23 protein-coding genes are annotated in these 21,352 nt (G+C 42.7%); 12 read left to right on the forward strand and 11 right to left on the reverse strand.

Features of this window, described 5'->3' with window-relative positions:
• Window positions 1-164 precede the first annotated feature (164 nt).
• The 4 genes from DFP80_RS17445 to DFP80_RS17460 are packed head-to-tail and all read right to left on the reverse strand — an operon-like array spanning window position 165 to window position 3,015.
• Window positions 165-467, reverse strand: coding sequence for a DsrE family protein (locus DFP80_RS17445; RefSeq protein ID WP_113918098.1), 303 nt, complete (start codon window positions 465-467; stop codon window positions 165-167).
• Window positions 468-487: 20 nt separating this feature from the next.
• Window positions 488-1,219 carry an ABC transporter ATP-binding protein gene (locus tag DFP80_RS17450; RefSeq protein WP_113918099.1) on the reverse strand — a complete coding sequence of 244 codons (732 nt, stop codon included), beginning with the start codon at window positions 1,217-1,219 and terminating at the stop codon, window positions 488-490.
• Complete coding sequence (locus tag DFP80_RS17455; protein ID WP_113918100.1) at window positions 1,204-1,986, reverse strand: ABC transporter permease; 783 nt, start codon at window positions 1,984-1,986, stop codon at window positions 1,204-1,206. The genes DFP80_RS17450 and DFP80_RS17455 overlap by 16 nt, the downstream gene beginning before the upstream one ends.
• A gap of 9 nt (window positions 1,987-1,995) precedes the next feature.
• Window positions 1,996-3,015: an ABC transporter substrate-binding protein gene (locus DFP80_RS17460; protein ID WP_113918101.1), complete on the reverse strand. Its 1,020-nt coding sequence runs from the start codon at window positions 3,013-3,015 to the stop codon at window positions 1,996-1,998.
• A gap of 369 nt (window positions 3,016-3,384) precedes the next feature.
• On the opposite strand from DFP80_RS17460, the gene DFP80_RS17465 reads away from it, so the two are divergent.
• Window positions 3,385-3,633 (forward strand): hypothetical protein, encoded by a 249-nt coding sequence (locus DFP80_RS17465; protein ID WP_113918102.1) that lies wholly within the window; start codon window positions 3,385-3,387, stop codon window positions 3,631-3,633.
• 123 nt (window positions 3,634-3,756) lie between these two features.
• Here DFP80_RS17465 and cysK read toward each other — a convergent pair whose 3' ends face one another.
• Complete coding sequence (cysK, locus tag DFP80_RS17470; RefSeq protein ID WP_113918103.1) at window positions 3,757-4,722, reverse strand: cysteine synthase A; 966 nt, start codon at window positions 4,720-4,722, stop codon at window positions 3,757-3,759.
• 265 nt (window positions 4,723-4,987) lie between these two features.
• On the opposite strand from cysK, the gene hrpA reads away from it, so the two are divergent.
• The 3 genes from hrpA to DFP80_RS17485 all read left to right on the forward strand — a co-directional run bounded on the left by hrpA (window position 4,988) and on the right by DFP80_RS17485 (window position 10,836).
• The gene (gene hrpA, locus DFP80_RS17475) at window positions 4,988-8,863 is read left to right on the forward strand and encodes an ATP-dependent RNA helicase HrpA (protein ID WP_113918104.1); all 3,876 of its coding nucleotides are present in this window, start codon (window positions 4,988-4,990) and stop codon (window positions 8,861-8,863) included.
• A gap of 62 nt (window positions 8,864-8,925) precedes the next feature.
• Window positions 8,926-9,792, forward strand: coding sequence for an MlaA family lipoprotein (locus tag DFP80_RS17480; protein ID WP_113918105.1), 867 nt, complete (start codon window positions 8,926-8,928; stop codon window positions 9,790-9,792).
• A gap of 18 nt (window positions 9,793-9,810) precedes the next feature.
• On the forward strand, window positions 9,811-10,836 hold the full coding sequence (locus DFP80_RS17485) for a GGDEF domain-containing protein (protein ID WP_241560338.1): 1,026 nt from the start codon (window positions 9,811-9,813) through the stop codon (window positions 10,834-10,836).
• A gap of 26 nt (window positions 10,837-10,862) precedes the next feature.
• On the opposite strand, the gene DFP80_RS17490 is transcribed toward DFP80_RS17485, so the two are convergent.
• The 6 genes from DFP80_RS17490 to DFP80_RS17515 form a co-directional block, all read right to left on the reverse strand.
• Window positions 10,863-11,981 carry a PQQ-dependent sugar dehydrogenase gene (locus DFP80_RS17490; protein ID WP_113918106.1) on the reverse strand — a complete coding sequence of 373 codons (1,119 nt, stop codon included), beginning with the start codon at window positions 11,979-11,981 and terminating at the stop codon, window positions 10,863-10,865.
• Between the two features lie 208 nt (window positions 11,982-12,189).
• Window positions 12,190-12,720 (reverse strand): sugar O-acetyltransferase, encoded by a 531-nt coding sequence (locus tag DFP80_RS17495; protein ID WP_113918107.1) that lies wholly within the window; start codon window positions 12,718-12,720, stop codon window positions 12,190-12,192.
• 115 nt (window positions 12,721-12,835) lie between these two features.
• On the reverse strand, window positions 12,836-13,786 hold the full coding sequence (gene tal / locus DFP80_RS17500; protein WP_113918108.1) for a transaldolase: 951 nt from the start codon (window positions 13,784-13,786) through the stop codon (window positions 12,836-12,838).
• 5 nt (window positions 13,787-13,791) lie between these two features.
• Window positions 13,792-14,817: a tRNA dihydrouridine(20/20a) synthase DusA gene (gene dusA, locus DFP80_RS17505; protein WP_113918109.1), complete on the reverse strand. Its 1,026-nt coding sequence runs from the start codon at window positions 14,815-14,817 to the stop codon at window positions 13,792-13,794.
• A 311-nt stretch (window positions 14,818-15,128) separates the two neighbouring features.
• Window positions 15,129-15,326: a carbon storage regulator CsrA gene (gene csrA / locus DFP80_RS17510; RefSeq protein WP_100188010.1), complete on the reverse strand. Its 198-nt coding sequence runs from the start codon at window positions 15,324-15,326 to the stop codon at window positions 15,129-15,131.
• 142 nt (window positions 15,327-15,468) lie between these two features.
• Window positions 15,469-16,122: a LexA family protein gene (locus DFP80_RS17515; RefSeq protein ID WP_113918110.1), complete on the reverse strand. Its 654-nt coding sequence runs from the start codon at window positions 16,120-16,122 to the stop codon at window positions 15,469-15,471.
• Between the two features lie 91 nt (window positions 16,123-16,213).
• On the opposite strand from DFP80_RS17515, the gene DFP80_RS17520 reads away from it, so the two are divergent.
• From DFP80_RS17520 to DFP80_RS17555, 8 genes are all read left to right on the forward strand, one after another.
• Entirely contained in the window at window positions 16,214-16,393 is a 180-nt protein-coding gene (locus DFP80_RS17520; RefSeq protein ID WP_113918111.1) for a Cro/CI family transcriptional regulator, read from the forward strand.
• A 54-nt stretch (window positions 16,394-16,447) separates the two neighbouring features.
• The gene (locus tag DFP80_RS17525) at window positions 16,448-16,768 is read left to right on the forward strand and encodes a hypothetical protein (RefSeq protein WP_113918112.1); all 321 of its coding nucleotides are present in this window, start codon (window positions 16,448-16,450) and stop codon (window positions 16,766-16,768) included.
• A 104-nt stretch (window positions 16,769-16,872) separates the two neighbouring features.
• The gene (locus tag DFP80_RS17530) at window positions 16,873-17,412 is read left to right on the forward strand and encodes a hypothetical protein (protein ID WP_113918113.1); all 540 of its coding nucleotides are present in this window, start codon (window positions 16,873-16,875) and stop codon (window positions 17,410-17,412) included.
• Window positions 17,413-17,652: 240 nt separating this feature from the next.
• On the forward strand, window positions 17,653-17,871 hold the full coding sequence (locus DFP80_RS17535; RefSeq protein WP_113918114.1) for a hypothetical protein: 219 nt from the start codon (window positions 17,653-17,655) through the stop codon (window positions 17,869-17,871).
• Window positions 17,852-18,436 (forward strand): hypothetical protein, encoded by a 585-nt coding sequence (locus DFP80_RS17540; RefSeq protein WP_113918115.1) that lies wholly within the window; start codon window positions 17,852-17,854, stop codon window positions 18,434-18,436. The genes DFP80_RS17535 and DFP80_RS17540 overlap by 20 nt, the downstream gene beginning before the upstream one ends.
• Window positions 18,437-18,528: 92 nt before the next feature.
• Window positions 18,529-19,098, forward strand: a complete 570-nt coding sequence (locus DFP80_RS17545) for a GNAT family N-acetyltransferase (protein ID WP_113918116.1) — start codon at window positions 18,529-18,531, stop codon at window positions 19,096-19,098.
• A gap of 342 nt (window positions 19,099-19,440) precedes the next feature.
• Entirely contained in the window at window positions 19,441-20,073 is a 633-nt protein-coding gene (locus tag DFP80_RS17550; protein ID WP_113918117.1) for a Rha family transcriptional regulator, read from the forward strand.
• 145 nt (window positions 20,074-20,218) lie between these two features.
• Window positions 20,219-21,316, forward strand: a complete 1,098-nt coding sequence (locus tag DFP80_RS17555) for a hypothetical protein (RefSeq protein ID WP_113918118.1) — start codon at window positions 20,219-20,221, stop codon at window positions 21,314-21,316.
• The last annotated feature ends 36 nt before the right edge of the window (window positions 21,317-21,352 follow it).

Below are 21,352 nucleotides of genomic sequence, written 5' to 3' on the forward strand. Positions count from 1 at the left end.
TCTCCCCTACAGCATCAAAGTGCTTGGGCTAGGAACATACTTACCAGACTAGAGTGAATTACTAGCTAAGCAATTCACTTAGAAAGATACAAGGGCTAGGGTGGGGTTATATCTTGCCCTTGTCTGTCGAAATTTATTGCTTATCGATTGATTTAAAAAATAGCTTAGGCGCGAATGTATGACCAGCCTTTTGCTTGTTGATGGGCAAGGTATTGAACCGCTGCGTCGACTTGCTTAACTTGGTCTTGAGCGGAAAGAGTTTGAGCTTGCAGGCTATTTCGGCAAATTACCAGACGACTTAAAATATCTTCATCACTTAATGTGACAGCCAAAGCTGTTGCTGGGCCATTGATGACAATCTCTATTTGGGCATCAGGTTCTAATTTCAGCAAATTGCGTGCATTATTCTGTGCTCGTTTCAGCGCATCAACAGTTGGAGCGTGAATCAATAACTGAGTAATAGCCATGAGTTTATCCTTTTAAAAAATTAAAGTGCGTTGGCAATGTCTTGAGCCAGTTTCTGTAGAGTGTCTGTGCCGCGATGACGAGGGCGTGGCAGCTCAATGCATTGATCAAGTACTATGTTAGCTGGCGAACCAGACAGTACTAGCACACGATCCGCCAAATATACCGCTTCTTCTATGTCATGGGTGATAAACATTACTGCTTTACGTGTTTGTTCCCAAATTGCTAGTAACTGATCTTGTAAATGCTGGCGTGTGATGGCGTCTACTGCACTGAAAGGTTCATCCATTAATAATAAATGGGGCTTGACCGCTAGTGCTCTGGCAATGCCGCCTCGCTGAACTTGACCGCCAGATAATTGGTGGGGCCAACGTTCAGCTAATTCGTCAAGTCGAGCCAATTTTAACACTTCATCTACTCGAACGCGTTTCTCTTCTGCCGTTAATTTAAGTCCTTTTAGTCCATACGCTATATTGCTACGCAAACGACGCCAAGGCATTAAACGACCATCTTGAAATACGACCCCACGAGAGCGTCGTGTGTCATCTTCTTCAACATGAAGAGCAATGTTGCCATGACTTGCTTTAGCCAACCCAGCTACACAGCGTAACAGGGTCGATTTTCCGACGCCAGATCCGCCCACAACGGCAATGAACTCACCGTCTTCCAATCGAAGGTTTAAACCCGCAAAAACAGGGTCAGGGTTGTTGCCATAATGATAGGCTAAATCTTCAATATTTAAGATGGACGCCATGTTAACACTCGCTTTTCAATCAAACCAAATAGGGTATCGCTTAAGGTGTAAACCAGAGAAATAATGAGCATATACACGACAACGACTTCGTAAGCACCGACACCAGCGGCGGAATTCATTTCTTGTCCCATACCTGGAACGCCGAGCAACTCGGCTGCAATCAAGGTCATCCAAGCTTGGCCAATTCCCGTTCTGATGCCAGAAAAAATGCCTGTCGCAGCTCCTGGTAGCGTCACTTGAATCGCCTGACGAAAGTGCCCGTTTTGGCCAAAAGCACGCGCTAGTTCGTAAAAGCGAGTATCCACATTACGTACGGCAGAATACGTGGCAAAGTAATTGACCCAAAACACGCCTATTGCAATCACAAAGGCCGCACCCGCATGGCTTACTTTGAACCAAGCAATAGCAAAGACAACCCAAGCTAAAGGAGGAATGGGGCGTAGAATTCGCGCTAACCAGGCGTGTAAAGCATCTAGTAGTGATGAAGAGGCCGCCAATGTGCCGATTAAGAAACCAAGGGATGTGCCAATAGCTAGCCCCCAAATATAGTGAACCAAACTAGAAAGAACCGCCGGCATTAAGCGCTCTGATGTCCATTCATCGGCCAGTGCTTGTGGCAATCTAAATGGATCTGGTATGGTTCCTGCTGCCGCCCAACCTGCTGATTGAGCGTACTTCCAGAGCATGACAAATGCTGCCACACCGATGATTCCTAATAAGGCACGGCCTAATCGAGAGCCTGTTAAAGTATGGGCCTGTAATGGCATGATTAGAGCTTACTCCTTAACAATATCGTTATAAAAACGAACATCAAACAAAGCATCAAGGTCGACATTGACTTTCAGTGTGCCTTGGCTAGCTTGAAAGTCATGCATAGTACGAGTGCCATCAATAATGGTATTCGGATTTGCTTCAAATTGATTACGTGAGTTTTTCAACGCATTTAATACGATTTTCGTGGCTAAGCGACCACCACCAACATATTTTTTTACGGATTTTACTGCTTTTTCCGGGTTGTTATGCAATTCGTCGGTTGCTGCGATATGTGCTTTTACCAATGCTTTTACTAGCATTGGATCCTCATTGATTAAGGATTCACGTACAACTAATACTGCGCCGGGTTGATGTGGGAACATACCAGAACCCGATGCGACGACTTTTGCATCAGACTTTCGATCTCGAATGATGCTGACGACAGGCTCTAAAATCGCTGCTCCATCTACCGCTTCGGTCATCAATGATTGCTGAACTTGGGCGGCGCCTTGATAGATGATATCGATGTTTTGTTTGATGTCATCATTACTCATACCTAACTGATTTTGCAACCAATACTGCAATACCGTTTCTGGTACAGAGCCTCTTGGAAATGTAGATATAACCGCTTTACGGCCGTTGTCTGCTTTGAAACGAGCAAACGCTGTTTTTGCATCGCCTTTATCAAAGTAGGACGACAAGCTGCCTAATGCAACCATGCTGATTTGCTCTACAATATTGGAGGCGACAACTTTAATATCCGCTCCTTTAGCACGAGCAACCATTGCAGGTCCAATACCAAGATAAGCAACATCTAATTGACCAGCCAATAGTGCTTGTACTATGGCTGGTCCGTTTTGAAATTGAAATAATTTAGGCTCGCTAACACCTGCCTCGTCTAATGTGTCACCTTCCAAAACAATAAACGCTTGGGAGATCGGGATAATAGGCATATAGCCAATTTCAAGGCTTTTGTCGGCTGCCGTAACTAAGCTGCTCCAGCTACCTAAAAGTAAAGCGGTGAGAGTTATCAATAGGCGCATCAGAGCACTCCAAATAATTAAAATTTAGAGCGATTATATATAAACTAAAGGAATATTGAAGTTAATTTAAAGAACTTTTTAAACTAAGTAAATAAGACATTCTTAAATGAAATATCAAATGGGAGGTTTGGTGAACCTAGACTCGGCTGTTGTGCCGAAGGGCAATGTTTATAAGGACAATGTTTATAAGGACAATGTTTATAAGGACAATGTTTATAAGGACAATGTTTAAAGGCTTTTGTTTGTGATGCGACCCGAAAGAAAACGGCAAAAAATGAATTGTATGATTTGGGGTAGGCGTTTCCTGTTTTTCTCTCGTTGCGATAACTGTTATTCTAGCACCATTATTGATGTAACAGAGTAAAACGAATGATTAATGATAATGATGTAATTGAAACCTTAGGTGAGCTTGAAACGTTTTTGCGTTTGGTTGAAATGGGTGGTTTAGGGTTGGATAACGTATCTGGTGTAGCGCTAGCGACAAATAATGCAAACGGTCGCCCGTTTGTGGCTGTGCTGGATGATAACCAGCAGTTGGTGCTGGGACGTTGGGTGACGACTGATGTGTTCGAAAATGGCAAAGACATAGTTCGTTACGGGGCTAAGAAGCCGCATTAATTACGCTTTGCTCTAAGACATGACCCTCCCAACCCTCGCCTTGAAAGGCATAAGAACAAGCAGACTGTTTGCTTCACCCCCTTAGTAAGGGGGTGAACGGGAGGGGTTATCAATGGAAATAAATTACTGAACCAATTCGTTGTCAGTGAATTCACCTTCAAATAAAGCCGTAGATAAGTAACGCTCACCAGAGTCAGGTAGTATCACGACGATTTTCTTGTCTTTAAATTCGTCTAGATTACTCAAACGCTCTGCCGCAACGACAGCGGCTCCACAAGAAATGCCACACAAGATACCTTCTTCACGCATCAGGCGTTTCGCCATGGCAATGGCATCTTCGTTGGATGTTTGTTCAACACGGTCTACAATGGAAAGGTCTAGATTCTTCGGTATGAAACCTGCACCAATACCTTGAATTTTGTGTGGTGAAGGGGTCGGAGCTTCGCCATTAATCGTTTGCGTAATGACAGGCGAAGTGGTTGGTTCAACGGCTACGCTTGTGATGGCTTTGCCTTGGGTATTTTTAATGTAGCGACTTACGCCAGTGATGGTGCCACCAGTGCCAACACCAGCGACGAAAACGTCGATTTCACCATTGGTGTCTTGCCAAATTTCTGGGCCAGTGGTTTTTTCATGGATTTCTGGGTTGGCTGGGTTTTCGAATTGTTGCAGCAATACAAAATTATCGTCTTGAGCGATTTCTTCTGCTTTGGCAATAGCCCCTTTCATTCCTTTCGCTGGTTCAGTAAGAACGATGGTTGCACCTAAGGCTTTCATGACTTGGCGGCGTTCTACACTCATGCTGGATGGCATCGTAATAGTAATTGGGTAGCTTCGAGACGCAGCAACGAAACATAAGGCAATGCCTGTGTTACCACTAGAGGCTTCGACGATGGATTTACCTTTGCTCAGAATGCCTTTCTTTTCTGCATCCCACACCATGTTGGCGCCAATGCGGCATTTTACTGAGAAAGCCGGGTTACGAGATTCGAGTTTTGCCCAAATATTTCCATTCCCGATACGATTTAAACGTACTAGTGGCGTGTTGCCAATGGTAAGAGAGTTATCTTCAAATATTTGATGAGACATACCATTTCCTTTTTGTTGTTGATCTGTAGTTAGTTGATCTTTTAGAGAATAATGACAACATCATATTAGATGCGCCGCGAATGTTGTTCACTATAACCCTTACCTTGGGATTGATGTTAGAATTTACAACTATATAGATAGAGGTTTTCGTACAACAACCTTGCTTGACTGAAAGCTTGGTACTTAAAGCTTCTAATACAAACGGCGCGTTATGTATTACCACTATTTTTTGCGCCAAGTAATCAAGGATACAAGTTTACCTATCATGTCGACAAATGCCGTAATGACGCGCGATCGTCATCTAATTGATCAAAAACAAGTACAGCTTAGTAAGCGTCAAAAGGATGGTTTGCCTTTTGATCGTATGCAGTCTGAATTGAATGTACTCATCGAAAAATCAGAAACCTTATATCAAGCTCGTTTGTCTCGCATGCCAAAAATTACTTACGATGAGAGCTTGCCCGTTGCTAACCGTGCAGATGAAATTATTAAGGCGATTCAAGAAAATCAAGTGGTGATTATTGCCGGGGAAACAGGGTCAGGGAAAACCACGCAATTACCAAAAATGTGCTTGCAAGCCGGTCGAGGCATTGCGGGTTTGATTGGTCATACGCAGCCAAGACGAATTGCCGCTCGTAGCGTCGCTGAACGTATTAGTGATGAGTTGCAAGTTAATCTCGGTGAACAAGTGGGTTTTCAGGTTCGTTTTAATGACGAAAGTAATGAAGAAACCCTGATTAAACTGATGACTGATGGCATATTGTTGGCAGAAATCCAGCAAGATAAGCGACTTTATAAATACGATACCATTATCATCGATGAAGCCCATGAGCGTAGTTTAAACATCGATTTCTTGCTTGGTTATTTGAAACAAGTATTAGCAGCTCGCCCAGACCTAAAAGTCATTGTTACCTCGGCAACCATAGACGTCGAGCGTTTTTCTGAGCACTTTGAAAACGCGCCGATTATCGAGGTATCTGGTCGAACCTATCCTGTTGAAGTGCGATACCAACCATTACTAAGCAAGTCTGACTCGGAAGAGTTAGATGAAGACCAAAGTATGGAACAAGGTGTTTTAGACGCGGTAGAGCTATTAATAGCCGAAGAACGTCAGTCTGGCTATCGTGGTGCCGGAGACATTCTCGTGTTTTTACCAGGTGAAAGGGAGATTCGTGAGACAGCTGAGATCCTACGTCGCGCTGAGTTGCGAGGCACTGAAGTCTTACCCTTGTATGCGCGATTGAGCGCCAGCGAACAACAGCGTATTTTCAAATCTCACTCAGGTCGCCGTATTGTATTATCGACCAACGTGGCAGAAACCTCATTGACTGTGCCGGGTATTCGTTACGTTATTGACCCTGGCTTGGCGCGCATTAGTCGCTACAGCGTGCGTTCCAAAGTGCAACAATTGCCGATTGAAAAAATCAGCCAAGCCAGTGCTAACCAAAGGGCAGGGCGTTGTGGCCGTGTGGCGGACGGTATTTGTATTCGTTTGTATGACGAGGAAGATTTTAACCATCGCTCTGAATTCACCGATCCGGAAATCTTCCGGACTAACTTAGCATCGGTCATTTTGCAGATGGCTAACCTAAAGCTTGGTGCGGTTGAAAAATTCCCTTTCGTTGAAATGCCTGAAAAACGCATGATCAATGATGGTTATCGTGCTTTGACGGAACTGGGCGCATTGAATAAAGAGCGCCTCACTCCTATTGGTCGCCAGTTGGCTAAGTTGCCAATTGACCCTAAATTAGGTCGCATACTTATTGCTGCCGAGCAACATAGTGTTCTTAAAGAAGTCGGGATTATTGTCAGTGCCTTGTCAGTGCCTGACCCCCGTGAGCGTCCGCAGGATAAGAAAACTCAGTCAGACCAAGCGCATGCCGTTGATAAAGACGAAGATTCAGATTTCATCGTGTTCTTGAATTTGTGGGAGCGTTTTGAGGAACAGCGCCAAGCCTTATCGCAAAATCAATTGCGCCAATATTGCCGCAAGCAGTTTTTGAATTTTATGCGCATGCGTGAGTGGCGTGATATTCATCGTCAAATTATGATTGCTTGTAAACAGCTTGGCTTTAAAGAAGTGCAGCATGAAGAGCGTCATTATGAAGCCATTCATCGTTCTTTGTTGGCCGGTATGTTCACGCAAGTCGCGAATAAAATGGAAGACAGCAAAGAAATGCTTGGCTGTCGTTCACGCAAATTGGCGATTTTCCCAGGCTCCATGTTATTTAAGAAGCCTCCGCAATGGATTATGGCCGCTGAGTTGGTCGAAACGACGAAGCTTTATGCACGAGTGACTGCGCGTATTGATTCCACTTGGATCGAAGAATACGCAGCACCATTTGTAAAACGTCAATACTTTGATCCACATTTTGAGCGTAATCAAGGTCGTATTATGGCCAACGAGCAGGTCTCACTGTATGGTCTAATTATTGTGGCGAAGCGTCGTATCGACTATGGTCATGTAAACCCAGAAGAAGCGCGTGAAATTTTCATTCGCTCTGGGCTGGTGGAAGGAGAGCTTCGCACCAAACAGACCTTCTATCGTAAGAATAAAGCTTTAATTGAGTCGTTGGAAACCCAAGAAGCTAAGTTGCGTAAGCGTGATATTTTGGTGGATGACGAAACAGTATTTACGTTCTATGACTCTCGTTTGCCAGATCACGTACGTAATTTAAAAAGCTTAGAGCACTTTGTCAAAACGTCACCAGATGCGTTATTGATGACTCGCGATGATTTGATTAATCAGGATGTGGCAGTCGACGATCATGCTTTTCCTGACTCTTTTGGTTTAAATGGCGTCGCTCTACCGATTGATTACAAATTCGACCCAGGTCAAGAGGCTGATGGTGCGACGTTAAAAGTGCCAGTGGGGTTGTTGCGCCAGCTCAGCTTAGAAGACTTAGGGTGGGCCGTTCCTGGGTTTATCAAAGAACGTTGTGAAGCCTTGTTACGGGCTTTGCCAAAAGCGTTGCGTCGTCGTTTTGTGCCGATTCCACAGTTTGTGGATCGCGTATACCCTAATTTGTCGAAAGACAAAGGCGATTTGCTTGAGCAACTTAGTTTGCAGATTAAGCGTGAAACACTGATTGATATCCCATTAAATGAGTGGAATGCTGAAAAGCTAGATTCTCATTTAACCTTGAATTTGGAAGTGGTGGATGAACGTGGCAAAGTGCTTGGCGTTGGTAAAAACCTAGCACAGCTGCAGACTCAATTTAGCGATTTAGTCGAAGAAAGCTTTGCAAAATTTGGTACCAAACAACATGAACAGGAAGGCTTAACGGCTTGGCCAGATCAGGACATTCCTGAGCGTCAAGAAATCAAGCAAGCGGGTATTAAAGTCACAGCATTTCCTGCGTTAGTTGCTGACGGCGAAAACGTTTCTTTAAAGATGTTTGATGATAGAAATACTGCTGTTGAAACTCACAGAAAAGGTGTGATCACACTGCTTAAGCTAACCTTGAGCAAAGAAATGCGTTACTTACAAAAGAATCTACCGCATCTTAAAGAGTCTATGCTGATTTTTTCTCCATTGGGGCAAAAGGAAGCCTTGCTGAACGATTTACTGAATGCAGTTTTGGACAAGGTTTTTTTGGATGGTCGGGCTTTACCGCGAACAAAAGCAGAATTCGAACACTGTATTTTGAATCATAAGCCGGAATTAGTTAGTGTTGCGAATGATATGGCGGGACAGCTCTATCGCGTACTCTCGTCTTACCAAGGCGTGGCTAAAAGAATGAAAGGCAGCATTCCTTTACCTTGGACGCGAGTTTACGGCGACATTAAAACTCAATTAGAGCAGCTTATTTATCCTGGTTTTATTGGCAACACGCCACTGTTTTGGTTGGGGCAGTTACCGCGTTATTTTAAAGGCATTGAAGTGCGTTTGGAGCGTTTTCAGAATCATTTGAACAAAGAGAATCAATATGTGTCTGAGTTGGAAGGTCTTTGGCTGGCCTATTCTAGACAGAAAAAAGCTCATGACGAGAAAGCCTTGTATGATCCAGAACTGATCAAATATCGATGGATGCTAGAAGAATATCGTATTTCTTTATTTGCACAGTCAGTTGGCACGTTAGAGCCTATTTCAGAAAAACGCTTGTCTAAACAGTGGCAAGAAGTAAAGAAACTAGTTTAGCCAGTCATTACTCTGTTTTTGAATAGACTGACTATAATGTAAGGATATATGGTGAATATAAAATGCTGAATGTAATAGGTTCTTTATTTCTAAGCTTGATTTTCATGTTTTCTCAAGCTGTATCTGCAGCTACGGAAGAAGACCCATGGGAAGGCTTTAACCGTTCTATGTTTATCTTTAATGACACTATTGATGGTGCTGTATTAAAACCAATTGCGAAAGGCTATAAAGCGATAACACCCAATCCCGTGCAAAAAGGTGTGAGCAATTTTTTCTCTAATCTTGGCGAAATTGGAAATATAACCAATAATCTATTTCAGGGGAAATGGGATGAAACTGCGTCATCCACTTTCCGTTTTCTTATCAATAGTACAGCAGGTTGGTTCGGTATTTTTGATGTTGCTAGTGAGCTTGGCTTAAAACAGTACGACGAAGACTTTGGTCAGACGTTAGGCTACTGGGGAGTGTCATCTGGCCCGTATTTAGTATTACCGTTTTTAGGTCCCTCTACCGTCCGTGACGGTTCTGGATTGGTGGTTGAATACACCTATATTGATGAAACAGGCATGCTTGATTTAAATAGTGATGAAAAACTTGGTCTGCTAGGGCTTGATGTTATTGAAACGCGAGCACGTTATTTAAATGCGGAAGGCATGATTGTTGGTGATAGATACAGCTTTATAAGGGATGTCTATCTACAGAGTCGAGCTTATGAAGTTTACGATGGCAATCCACCGCAGAAGAAAAAAGCGGCCGATAAAACCGATTCTGCAGACGATAGCTGGGGTGATGACTCAGGTAGTGACAGCTGGGGCGACGAGACCGCTAGTGACAGCTGGGGTGATGACTCAGGCAGTGACAGCTGGGGCGACGAGACAGCTAGTGACAGTTGGGGTGATGAGCCAACCAGTGACAGTTGGTCTGAATAATTAATTTGATGGAAATAAATGAGAAAGCAATTAGCGACACCACATTGGTTTAATGAAGAGGCATTTAACAACTCGTTATTAAATGCCTTTTTGATTGTGATTGGTAGTTCTTGCCTGTTGCTAATAATGCTTAATATTTATTCAACGCAGTATTCAATTGCCTTTTTTGAATTCTTGCTTTTCATTTTGACAGTATGTGTCTGGTTTTGCCCTAAAGATCGAAACTATTACCAATGGGTTAAATTTATTTATGTCGCTTTTATTTTTGGCTGCATTTTACTGGGTATTGCTTTTTCCTCTTTGTATTCAGGTCGACAAGTCTGGGTGCTGATTTTCCCAATGGGCTCCTATCTTTTACTCGGTAAACGAGCCGGATTTTGGTTGACTGGTGTGTGTTTCTGCCTCACTACTGCCATTCTATTTATACGGTTTTATGAAGATTATGGTATGGGTCTTGTCCGCATTTTTGTGAATTTGGCATTTACCTATTTTGTCGCTTGGGGTTTAACGTCTGGTGCTCATTTCACACATAAAAGAATGCTGAAGGCGTTAAAGAAAATAGCAACAACAGACCCCTTAACTGGATTAGCTAATCGTAGAGGTGTTACGGCAAGCTACCGTGATCAACTCTCTAAGACTGAAGCGTCTGGTGATGGTTTAGCGTTTATTTTAATCGATTTAGATCACTTTAAAAAAATAAACGACGCCTTCGGTCATGATGTCGGTGATGCCGTTCTAGTCGACTTTGCGAACCATTTAAGAAGCTATGTTGATGATAATGGGCAGCTATTTCGTATCGGAGGAGAAGAGTTTTGTGTGTTTATGCCTGCTGCGCAAAGTCAGCATTGGGCAGAGACATTTTGCCTGTTCATTAACAACAATACTTTTGAATCCGAAGGCGTGGAGATTCACTATACTGTCAGTATTGGTGTGGCAGCAAGTCACAAAGAAAGCCGTGATTTTACCCATTTATATGCAGTAGCAGATAAACGTTTATATCAAGCGAAGAGCAATGATCGAAACTGTGTTGTTGCTGAAGGATAAAGGTGCATTAATGAATGCACCTTATTCTATTGCTTTAGTTCGGTATCCATTGCTAGGGTAATCCTCAAAAGTTTCCCTGAGTCTGTGCCAATATATAGGACACCCGTTGAATCCTGAGCAATTGAGCGAAGGCGTTCATCTAAGTGTTGAAGATAACGTGTTTCGGTTGTCTCGCCATTTTTATCTATTTTGATCTTATTCAAATGCCTTAAAGCGAGCGCAGTGGATAGAAAATCACCGCTCCAGTTTGAAAACAACATGCCCTTGTAGCGAATTAAACTGCTTGGCGCGATAGAGGGAATAAACACCTTGGCAGGGTTGTCTATGCCGTCTTTTGTTTGGCCTTCTCCCACATTAATAGGACCCCAATATTCCTTTCCGTAAGATACGATTGGCCAGCCATAGTTAGCACCTGGACGAATAAGATTTATTTCGTCACCGCCTCTTGGGCCATGTTCATTTGACCAAAGAGTATGTGTATCTGTGTCGTAAAAAAGGCCTTGAGGGTTACGATGTCCATAGCTCCAGATTTCATTACGTATATTCGCATGAGTCACAAACGGGTTGTTCGCTGGCACGCTTCCATCTAAATTTAAACGAATCACGCTGCCGGCATGGTTTGTTAAATCTTGCGCATTTTCACGAACGCCTCGATCACCAACCGAGAAAAAGACATGTGCATGATCATCAAAGGCGATACGTCCACCATAATGTTTTGATGTATTGCTCGCAGAATCTGTGGCCAATAAATCTTGCCATTTGGTTAGTGAGTTGCCAATTAGCTTTGCTCTGGCTAATGTGGTCTTTGAACCCTCGTCTGTTGGCTTGGAATAGGTGAAATATAACCAACCCTGTTCATTAAAAAGAGGAGATTTTGCTACATCAAGCAAGCCACCTTGGCCTCGCTTATCAACGTCAGGAAGACCTGTCAGGGCGAGTTTTTTGCCGGTAGTTAAATCCACCTTGTAAGCAGCCCCTTTTTTAATGGTGACGATAGCTTCTTGATCATTAATGATGGAAATCCCCCAAGGAATGCCGTCAAACTGTGTGACAGTCTGCACATCCAAAGAGTTATCTGTGATAGCGTCTGAGGCACTAACATTTAGCGCCATCAGGCTAGCTAAAAATAGAATCCAAGTTTTCATAAAGGCGACCTCTTACCGCGAATTTCAGTGAAGTATATACAAAATAGTCGCAAAATGAGGGCTTGGACAGGTATTTCCTTTGCAATTGCCGATTGCTTACCTAGTTGGATGAAGTGTTCAGTGACGCGCTAATTAAGGCGTCAAATCGTGTTTTTTCGTGTGATAATGCAAGAAGTAACGACCTGAGCTTACTTGTTAGAGTTGCGATCTAACGCGATGGTCCAAAATAACGCTCATTCTCAGTGACATTTCGAGTAACCACTGCGTTGGCTGCGATAATGGCGTTATTTCCAATTTCAATGCCGGGGAGGATTTTGGCTCCACCGCCTATCCAGACGTTGTTACCAATACTAATAGGGCGAGCAAAACATTTGCCAGAAGCACGGCAGTCCGCATCTCTTGGATGATCCACTGTATAAAGATGGACACCTGGGCCGATCAATACATCGTCACCGATATAAATTGTAGCGCTGTCTAAGAAGATGCATTGAAAGTTAATAAAGACACGTTCTCCAAGATGAATTTGCGAACCATAGTCGCATTGAAAACCTGGTTCAATCACTACACTGCCAAACTCTGCAAATAAACGCGTAACATGACGAAGGTTGCCCTTGCTTGGGTGTGCATTGAATTTAGCGCAAGCAAGGCGCGCAGCTTCTCTGCGTAGACGAAGGTCAAGATCGATAGCGTTAAAGGCTTCGCCACGGATCATTTTTGCTAACTCTGTTGTTTCGTTCATCGTTTGTTCTTCTTTTGATACATAAAAAACGCGACCTAGGTCGCGTTTTTAGCATAACTTACTTGCTACTGTTTAATGGTTTATAACCAATAAATGCTAAGCGCAGTCGCTATAATTAAAGCATAGAAGCTAGAGTAACTTCCAACTTACGCTGATCTGCTGCGAAGTTGCGAATGCCTTCAGATAGTTTTTCTGTCGCCATTGCGTCTTCGTTCATCGCCCAACGGAATGCCGCTTCTGTGATAGAAGCTGGAGCAGGTTTTACATCAGTTGTTGGAACCAATTTACGTTCAAGTTTGCCTTCGTCTTTTTTCAACTCTTCCAGTAGGTTAGGGCTGATAGTCAAACGATCACAACCAGCAAGTTGCTCGATTTCGCCAATGTTACGGAAGCTCGCGCCCATAACCACGGTGTTGTAACCATGCTGTTTGTAGTAGTTGTAGATTTCTGTCACAGACACAACACCTGGATCTGTTTCTGCAGTGTATTCTTGGCCAGTGGACTTTTTGTACCAATCAAGGATACGACCAACAAATGGAGAAATCAGATAAACGCCCGCTTCAGCACACGCTTGTGCTTGAGCGAAAGAGAATAGCAACGTCAGGTTACAGTTGATGCCTTCTTTTTCTAGCTCTTCTGCGGCCTTGATGCCTTCCCAAGTAGACGCCGCTTTAATAAGAACGCGGTCACGAGAAACGCCTGCTTCTTCATAGAGTGCAATCAATTTGCGTGCTTTCGCTAGTGTCGCTTCTTTATCAAAAGACAAACGCGCATCAACTTCAGTAGAGATACGGCCTGGAACATATTTAAGAATTTCAGTGCCAACAATAACAGCAAGCTTGTCACCAGCGTCAAGAATTTGTTGGTCTTTATCGTTGCTTTGCGTTTTTGCCCAAGCAACGGCTTGGTCAAGGAAAGGGGCGTATTCTGGAATTTGCGCAGCTTTAAGCATCAAAGATGGGTTAGTTGTGGCATCTTCTGGTAAAAAATCTTTGATCGCCGTGATATCACCGGTGTCGGCTACAATGGTCGTGAACTCTTTTAACTGAGATAACTTGTTGCTCATTGCTCTTATCCTTTGCGTTGATGATGTTTGACCAATTCAATGGCCTCTAATAATACATTTACCTTTGCGTCAGCTTTGTGACCATTTTCAGATAGGTAGCGACGGAACTGTTTGCCGCCGGCTTCACCCTGAAAAATACCCAAAATATGTCGGGTTAGGTGCATCAAGCGTTCGCCTTCTTCTAGCTTACGTTCAACATAGGGAACGAAAGCTTCTAACGCTGCATAGCGATCATGAACTAACGGATGACCGCCAAATAATACTTCGTCGACTTGGCTTAAAATCCAAGGGTTATGGTAAGCCTCACGGCCAACCATCACGCCATCGACGTGCACCAATTGTTCTTGGCATTCTTCTAGTGTTTTTATGCCACCGTTTAAAATGATTTCAAGGTCAGGAAAATCTTTCTTCAACTGATGTACATAATGGTATTTTAACGGTGGTACTTCACGGTTTTCCTTCGGGCTTAAGCCTTCCAAAATTGCATTACGTGCATGGACAATAAAGGTCGTTACGCCCGTTGTTGCCACATCACCGACAAAATCACGTACCACGCTGTAATCTTCTTGGTCATCTAAACCAATGCGGTGTTTGATTGTGACTGGAATGTCGCAGTTGTCCTGCATCGCACGCATGGCGTCTTTTACCTTATCAGGGTAAGCCATCAAACATGCACCGATTAAACTGTTTTGTACTCTGTCGCTTGGGCAGCCCACATTAAGGTTAACCTCGTCAAAGCCCGCTTGCTGAGCCATTTTTGCGCATTTACCCAAGGCAACCGCGTCAGATCCGCCTAACTGCAAGGCAATAGGATGTTCACAATCATCATAACGTAAGAATCTTTCAGGATGATTACCTTGCAGCAAGGCTCCAGTTGTCACCATTTCGGTATAAAGCAGTGTATTTTTACTCAATTTTCTAGCGAAAACTCGGTAATCGGATGTAGTCCAATCCATCATGGGTGCAATGCTAAAGCGACGATCAAGCTTACTGCTTGGGTTTACTGGGGTTACCCCGTTATCTATTGACATGCTTCTACTATCGAATTAATTCAAAAAAGCGCCGCGACATAAGGGAACAACTCCCTGCGACTGATGCACCACATTATGTCATAAAATTACAAGATATCTAAGAGCTTGAGGAAAACATTGAGGTTTATAGAGCAAAAGTGAAATCAAACTCGTCGCAGCCATCAATAAACAAGCCAAGGCAAAGCGAGTTTTCTTCATGACGCAATTACTCCATGGCACCCGAAAAGGCGAAACCACCTTAGCAGAATGGCGGTACTTTTGTTTCTTTGTATTTTCCTAGGTTAGCCATTGTTTCTATTTTAGTAATGCCATCACGGCCAATAAGATTCAGGTTCTACTCTTTGTTTTTCTGCCGCAATGCGTTTATAAATTTCCTCGCGATGTACCGTCACGTCTTTGGGTGCTGTTACACCGATTCGGACTTGTCCGCCTTTTATGCCTAAAACAGTTATTTGAATGTTATCGCCGATATTGATGGTTTCATTAGAGCGTCGAGTCAGGATTAGCACATTATATATCCTTACATAGTTTATTTTTACAAACATAAAGTTTAGTTAAATATATTTAATTTTGTCAATAAAAATATACTATGATTGAAGTAGGCAAAAACATAAATGTTAGAGGCGGGAAGTGAAGCGGGCTGACTGCCCGCTAAAAAAGGTATTTGGCTTCTACAACGACGCCAATAATTTGGCATTCATTATTAAATTCAGTAGGGCGATAATCTGGGTTTAATGGTTTTAAATACGTTTGTCTGGCATCAATCACCAGTTTTTTGAAAGTGATGTCACGGGTATTGTTGAATTTTGCTACGACGAAACTATCGTTTCTAGCAGGGAGCTGTGGATCTACTAAAATTAAATGGCCTTCACCAATACTTGGACCATTTGGAGAGATCATGCTGTCACCAACCACTTCTAGCCAAAATGCTTGCTGGCTTACAGTAGATGGGCCATGTTCCCATAGTACGTCTTTCCCTATGGACGAATAATTACTGTCTTTATCCCATGTAAAAGCCATTTCATGGCTAATAACAGGTATCGGTTTAGTGGTTGGTTGAGTGTTCTCGTGTGAGAGGCTCAACGCATGTGCATATCTTGGTGCAGCGGTGATGCCTGAAAATAACCAGTTTGCATCACAATGTAGCGCCTTTGTGAGAGATACAATGTACTTTCCGCCAGGCGAAGAAATACCATTGAGCCATTGACTGACAGACCCTTTAGTCGCACCCGTCATTCTCGCTATGTCGACGGCTTTTAGATTTTGCTCCGTCATTTTTTGTCTGATTCTATCTGAAATATCCATGTTAAGAATACTAAACTATCTTGAGTTTATTTTTATTTACTTGTAATGTTTATAAAAGTGAACTTTTGGTGGTTTTTCGTAAGGATTGGTTATGTATAAGGAAAAAGTGATTAAACACTTTGGGAGTCAGCGGCGTTTAGCGCAGTCATTAAACATTACTCGAAGCTCTGTTTCTCAATGGGGATCAGTGATTCCAGAGAAGCAAGCTTTGAGAATAGAAAAGCTAACTCGTGGCGTATTGGAATACGATGCCAAGCTTTATTCGCGTTAAGCCTAGTCAACCATTAGAAAAGGTGCCTTTTTTGTGTTTTCAGGAAAGAAGACCGTGAGCGAGCGACTTTTGGGCATTCAGGCCGATCCAAATTTATTGCGAACGGCTAAAGCCTTATCAAGATTAAGTGCTGAATGCTCATCGACTATTCGCCAGCTTTACCGTGCTGGTTTGCAAGAGAAAGCAAACTGCCGGCAGCTTGTTACTACCTTAGAGCTAATAGACACTGCCATGAAAGATATAGACACACTTAAAGCGGTATCTCACATCCTTGATGCTCTCACGGCGGATATCCAATTTCACCATCTTAACTTTGATGTACAGCTTGCCATGCGCGTCCGTGAACAGTTTTTAAAACAGAAGAGCGATGCTTAATAACGAAGAAAGTGCTTTAACGCCTTAGTTGGTAGCGTAAGACAAGACCTTTCCGGCTAAGCGGACGTTTTCGTCTGGGCAAATATGGCCGACTCGCTGGCGGCATGCTAAAAGGCGCGGGGAAACTCTTTCGTCCATTAGACATCTCCCTTCAAGGCGCAGGCCTTGCTTCCACCATATCCCAAGGTAACAGCACGCAAATCGGTGCCACCGCTGGCGACATGGCAGGGGGCTTGGGTGGTGCAGCCGCTGGCGGGTTAGCCGGAGCCGCCATTGGTTCCGTCGTGCCCATTATCGGCACCGCTATTGGGGGAATCGTCGGCTCTATTGCAGGTGGCATGGGCGGTGGTTTCCTAGGGGAGAGTGCAGGGGAATGGATCGGCAGCAAAATTGGCGGATGGTTTGAAGACGACAAAACCGACCAACCCGCACCAGAAGCCATCGCCCAGCAAAGCCAACAGCTCCAAAACAACAACAAAAGCATGACCTTCGCGCCAATCATCCACCTAACGCCAACAGGCAACCCAGCCTACGACCAACAAATCAGCGACCAAGTAATAGAAAGACTCAAGGCCGAATTTGCACAAGGCATGATGGGCAATATGGACGTCGCCACAAGAGCCGATGGGAGCTTTGACGGATAAGCTGGGGAGTTAGGTAAAAGCCTTTGCATGCACAGTGTTAGAGGTGTCAAAAAATAAGAGACCCGCTTAATTGAGTTAATATAAAAAAATGTTGACGACTCCGTCACTTTAGTGCGAAATACACATTGTGTGTAGGTAACTAGTTCCATCGTTTTTGTCTGTTATGTAGCTAGTTACCCTAAGTTTTGCCAGTTTATTTGCCCATATAGTGCATATTAGATTGACCATGGAGTACGTGATATGAGTAATTTCTTAAAAGGAATGGGAAGCATTTTTAACCTTTTCCCTGAAACAGATTACATGGCAATGGTGCCCAAAGAGGGTGAGCTATTAGAGCTTTCTGCTCGTGACGTTAGAGTGACAATGAATGAGGCTTACGAAAGCTTAGCCCAACAATATGGTTATTCTGTAGCACCTTCTAAAAAAGTTGTAGTTCTCAATGAAAGAAAATCCAGATAAAAGCTCTCATACAGAAAGAGATACTAAAGCTGCCTTGCTTGATTTGCTTGAGAAACAAAATCCTGAAATTGGGGAGATGATCGAAAAGGATCCTGCCTTAAAGGGAGATTTGCTAAAGAATGAAGAGTTACTGTCTCGTTTAGCGTTCTCTATTCAGACTCGCAGTACAATGGTTCGATCCGGTCCCTTTCCTCCTGCCGAAGAAATGATTTTGGTAGAGGAAAAGCATGCAGGATATATTGCCCACTTAATGGCTGTTCACAAACAATCCATTGACACAAGGAGTGATTTGTCTAATAAAGCAATGAACTTCAAATTTTACGAGCGAATTGTAAGTCAGTTGTCTGGCCTTACATTAGGCATTTTATCTTTAGTATTGGCTGGATATCTGGGAATTAATGGGCATGATGTGCTGGGAGGTGTTATTGGTGGCACAACTGTAATCGCTTTGGTAACAGTTTTTGTAACAGGTAGGGAATATAAGCCAAAATCATCAAAAAAGAATCAATCTCTAGCTAAAGATAATCAACCGCCAACTGAGAAAGACGATTCGACAGATGTTTAAAGATCACGTAGTCGTTCAGCAGGTGGTTGTAGTTACGGTTTCGCTACCGTAACCCTGCTAGTAGTTACATTTCCTCAAGAACGGAGCCCTGCATGGAATACACCGCTGATTATTTCCTAAATGACATATATGATCTTGAATCTGTGGGTATGCTCTCAGACTTAGCTTTGAGTCCTAGCCTTCTTACATATTTCATTATGTTTGATGAGGGTGACCGTAAAAACGCATTGGCTTATATAGTCTCAGTGCTGGATGAATGCTATAAAGCTGGCCATTTGAGAATTGCAATTTCACATAATGATCAGGAGCTATATGGGTATGCCATGCTCTTCGTGCATCCAGATCCTAAATTTCCAAAGTATCTCCACAAAATATACGTAAAAGAAGAGTTCCGTGGGCATGGTATAGGTGGGCAAATACTAACATCTCTTGCAGAAAATGAACCCATGATCTCTTTGCTCTGTCCTTCGGACAAAGTAGCCTTCTATGAGAAGTACGGTTTTCACTTCACGCAACCCTTTGAGGTTCCAGAGGGTGATAATTTTATCTTGTCTAAAGGACTATATTCAGAGTTGTGTGTCATGAACAACTACAATGAAGCTCTTGGTGCTCCAATCTTTCTCCTCAATGATAAAGATATTAAGAATATTGTTGGTATATAAAATATAACAAGGCACTGTAGCCGCTGCACTGAAATCTTCGTTTTGCTAAGTGCGGCGTTATTTGAAAATTTATCCCATTGACCCGTACCCAATCTTGATCTAACATTCTCCTTGCACTGGCAAATTCCAGTGCTCGGGATTAGTACCCCGTCTTACACAGCGGCCTAAAACACGCAGAGCGTGTTTTTTTGTGGCCAAGATTTGCCTGTTATGGTGGGTCTTTGTTGGGCTAGCTTCGGCTAGGCCGTTCCTGTGGCGGTAGTACTAACCTGATTTAGATCCACCACCTTACTGAGATTAGTACCTCACGAGGTGGCCAACATCATACACAGGAGGCCAAACATGGCTACGGACATTATCTCAAGCATTGATGCACCCGTTGTTCAAATCATCAACGACCAAATCACTACCACCTCGACCGATCTTGCCAAGTGCTTTGGCAAACGTCACTCAGACGTATTACGTCGTGTAGAAAAGCTTGAATGCAGTGCTGAATTCAACGAACGCAATTTTGCGTTGGTTGAATATGAAGATGGAAAAGGCGAATCTCGCCCTATGTATCGCATCACCCGCGACGGCTTCGTCTTCTTGGCCATGGGCTTCACCGGCGCAAAAGCCGCCCAGTTCAAAGAAGCCTACATCAACGCCTTTAATCAAATGGAAAAGCACCAAATAGAAAAACAGCTCAACGAGCAAAAACACCTCCCCGCGACCACCGACAGCACCGCCGTCGCAGAAACCGACAGCTATTCCCTCCAAGGAAGGCAACTGCTCAACAACATCGTCAAATCCATGCAGATACAAAGCGACCCCGTCGTCGTTCCCTCAAAAGAACTCATCGACCTAATCCAAGCCGTCCGTTTGCACCAAACGCAAATAGCCCAACTAACTCTCTCACTCAGACAAGCCTACTGGGTAAACGACAACATCGACCGTATGAAAGACTACGCCCAACGCAGCTTCGTCGACTTTTAAGCAACAAACAACTAAAGCCTACATAAGTGGGCTTTAGTTGTTGTTTTTATTGGGGTAAAGGGATAGATTTTGGGGATTGGTTAGATGGAATTGATTGTCTTTTGAATGTAAATTAGTACTGCTTTACAAAGAATGGAGTCAGGTTATGGATAATTGCAGAAAAGCTTATGTTTCTAGTAAGTTATTGGAACAAATTCTAGAAGGTATTCTTAAGCATAAACGTTTAAATGAACTTCTTCCTTGGTATAAAGAGTTATGGTCTTTACCGGGTAGAGAGATTATTCCGTGTATGGAATGCCCATACTGTTATGATTATATATTTTATAATGAAACGCTGACGGATCTAAGTGGCGAGCGTGAAATTGACCGTGATAGTTTAAGGGAAAAACTTCATGTTTGGAAAAAAACAAAAAAGCGTGATGATGCTTTGTATGCCATAAATAATGGCGAGTCGATTTTTAACTATTCTGAATACGAAGCTGAAAGAGAAGTTATATATTTCGATCAGAATATGCTATCTGATTATGATCAAAAAAAAATAGTTTTTGATCAGGTTAGTGAACTTAAAAAAAAGTATGATTTTTGTTATAGTCCTTCTCATTTAGAAGAAATTAATAAAATAATAAATGAAATGGATGTTGATAGGTTACTTTCAAAAGTATCGAAACTAACTGATAATATATTTGTTCTACCTCGTGTAGATGGTTATTATTTTGTAAAGGAAGAACCTAAATATGGATTTCAACGTGTTAGAGCATATCCGGGTAGCACAGAAGCAATTGAAGCACTTAAAGTAATATCATCATCCGATAGAGAAATATTTTTAGATAAATATAATGATGAAATTCACAAAAAAGATATCGGTAATAGTGTAGATATATTCAACTCGTTAAGCGATGAAGCGTTTCAAGAATTGTTATTTTATACGCATTCAAGCTTTAAAAATAAAAATGATATAAAAGAACATTTTAAGCGTGATGATTTGTTGCATGCGATTTATACGCTTTACAATTCATTAGATTTATTGTCATATAAAGTTGATACAAAGGAACGAACGATTAAAAGTAGTGTTCATGATATAGAACATATTTTATCTGCAACGAAATCAAATTATTTCGTAACTAAAGATAAAAAATTATATCATCGTACAAGGCAAATATATGGATTTTTGGGTATTAAAACAATAGTGCTGAATCATAATGACTACATTGAAGTACTAACATCAAATAAAAATCTCTCTTAACTTCTTAAGAACCAAACACCCCCAAGCCCATCCTTC

Origin of the sequence: Marinomonas rhizomae (assembly GCF_003315485.1) — a bacterium.
Taxonomy (GTDB): domain Bacteria; phylum Pseudomonadota; class Gammaproteobacteria; order Pseudomonadales; family Marinomonadaceae; genus Marinomonas; species Marinomonas rhizomae.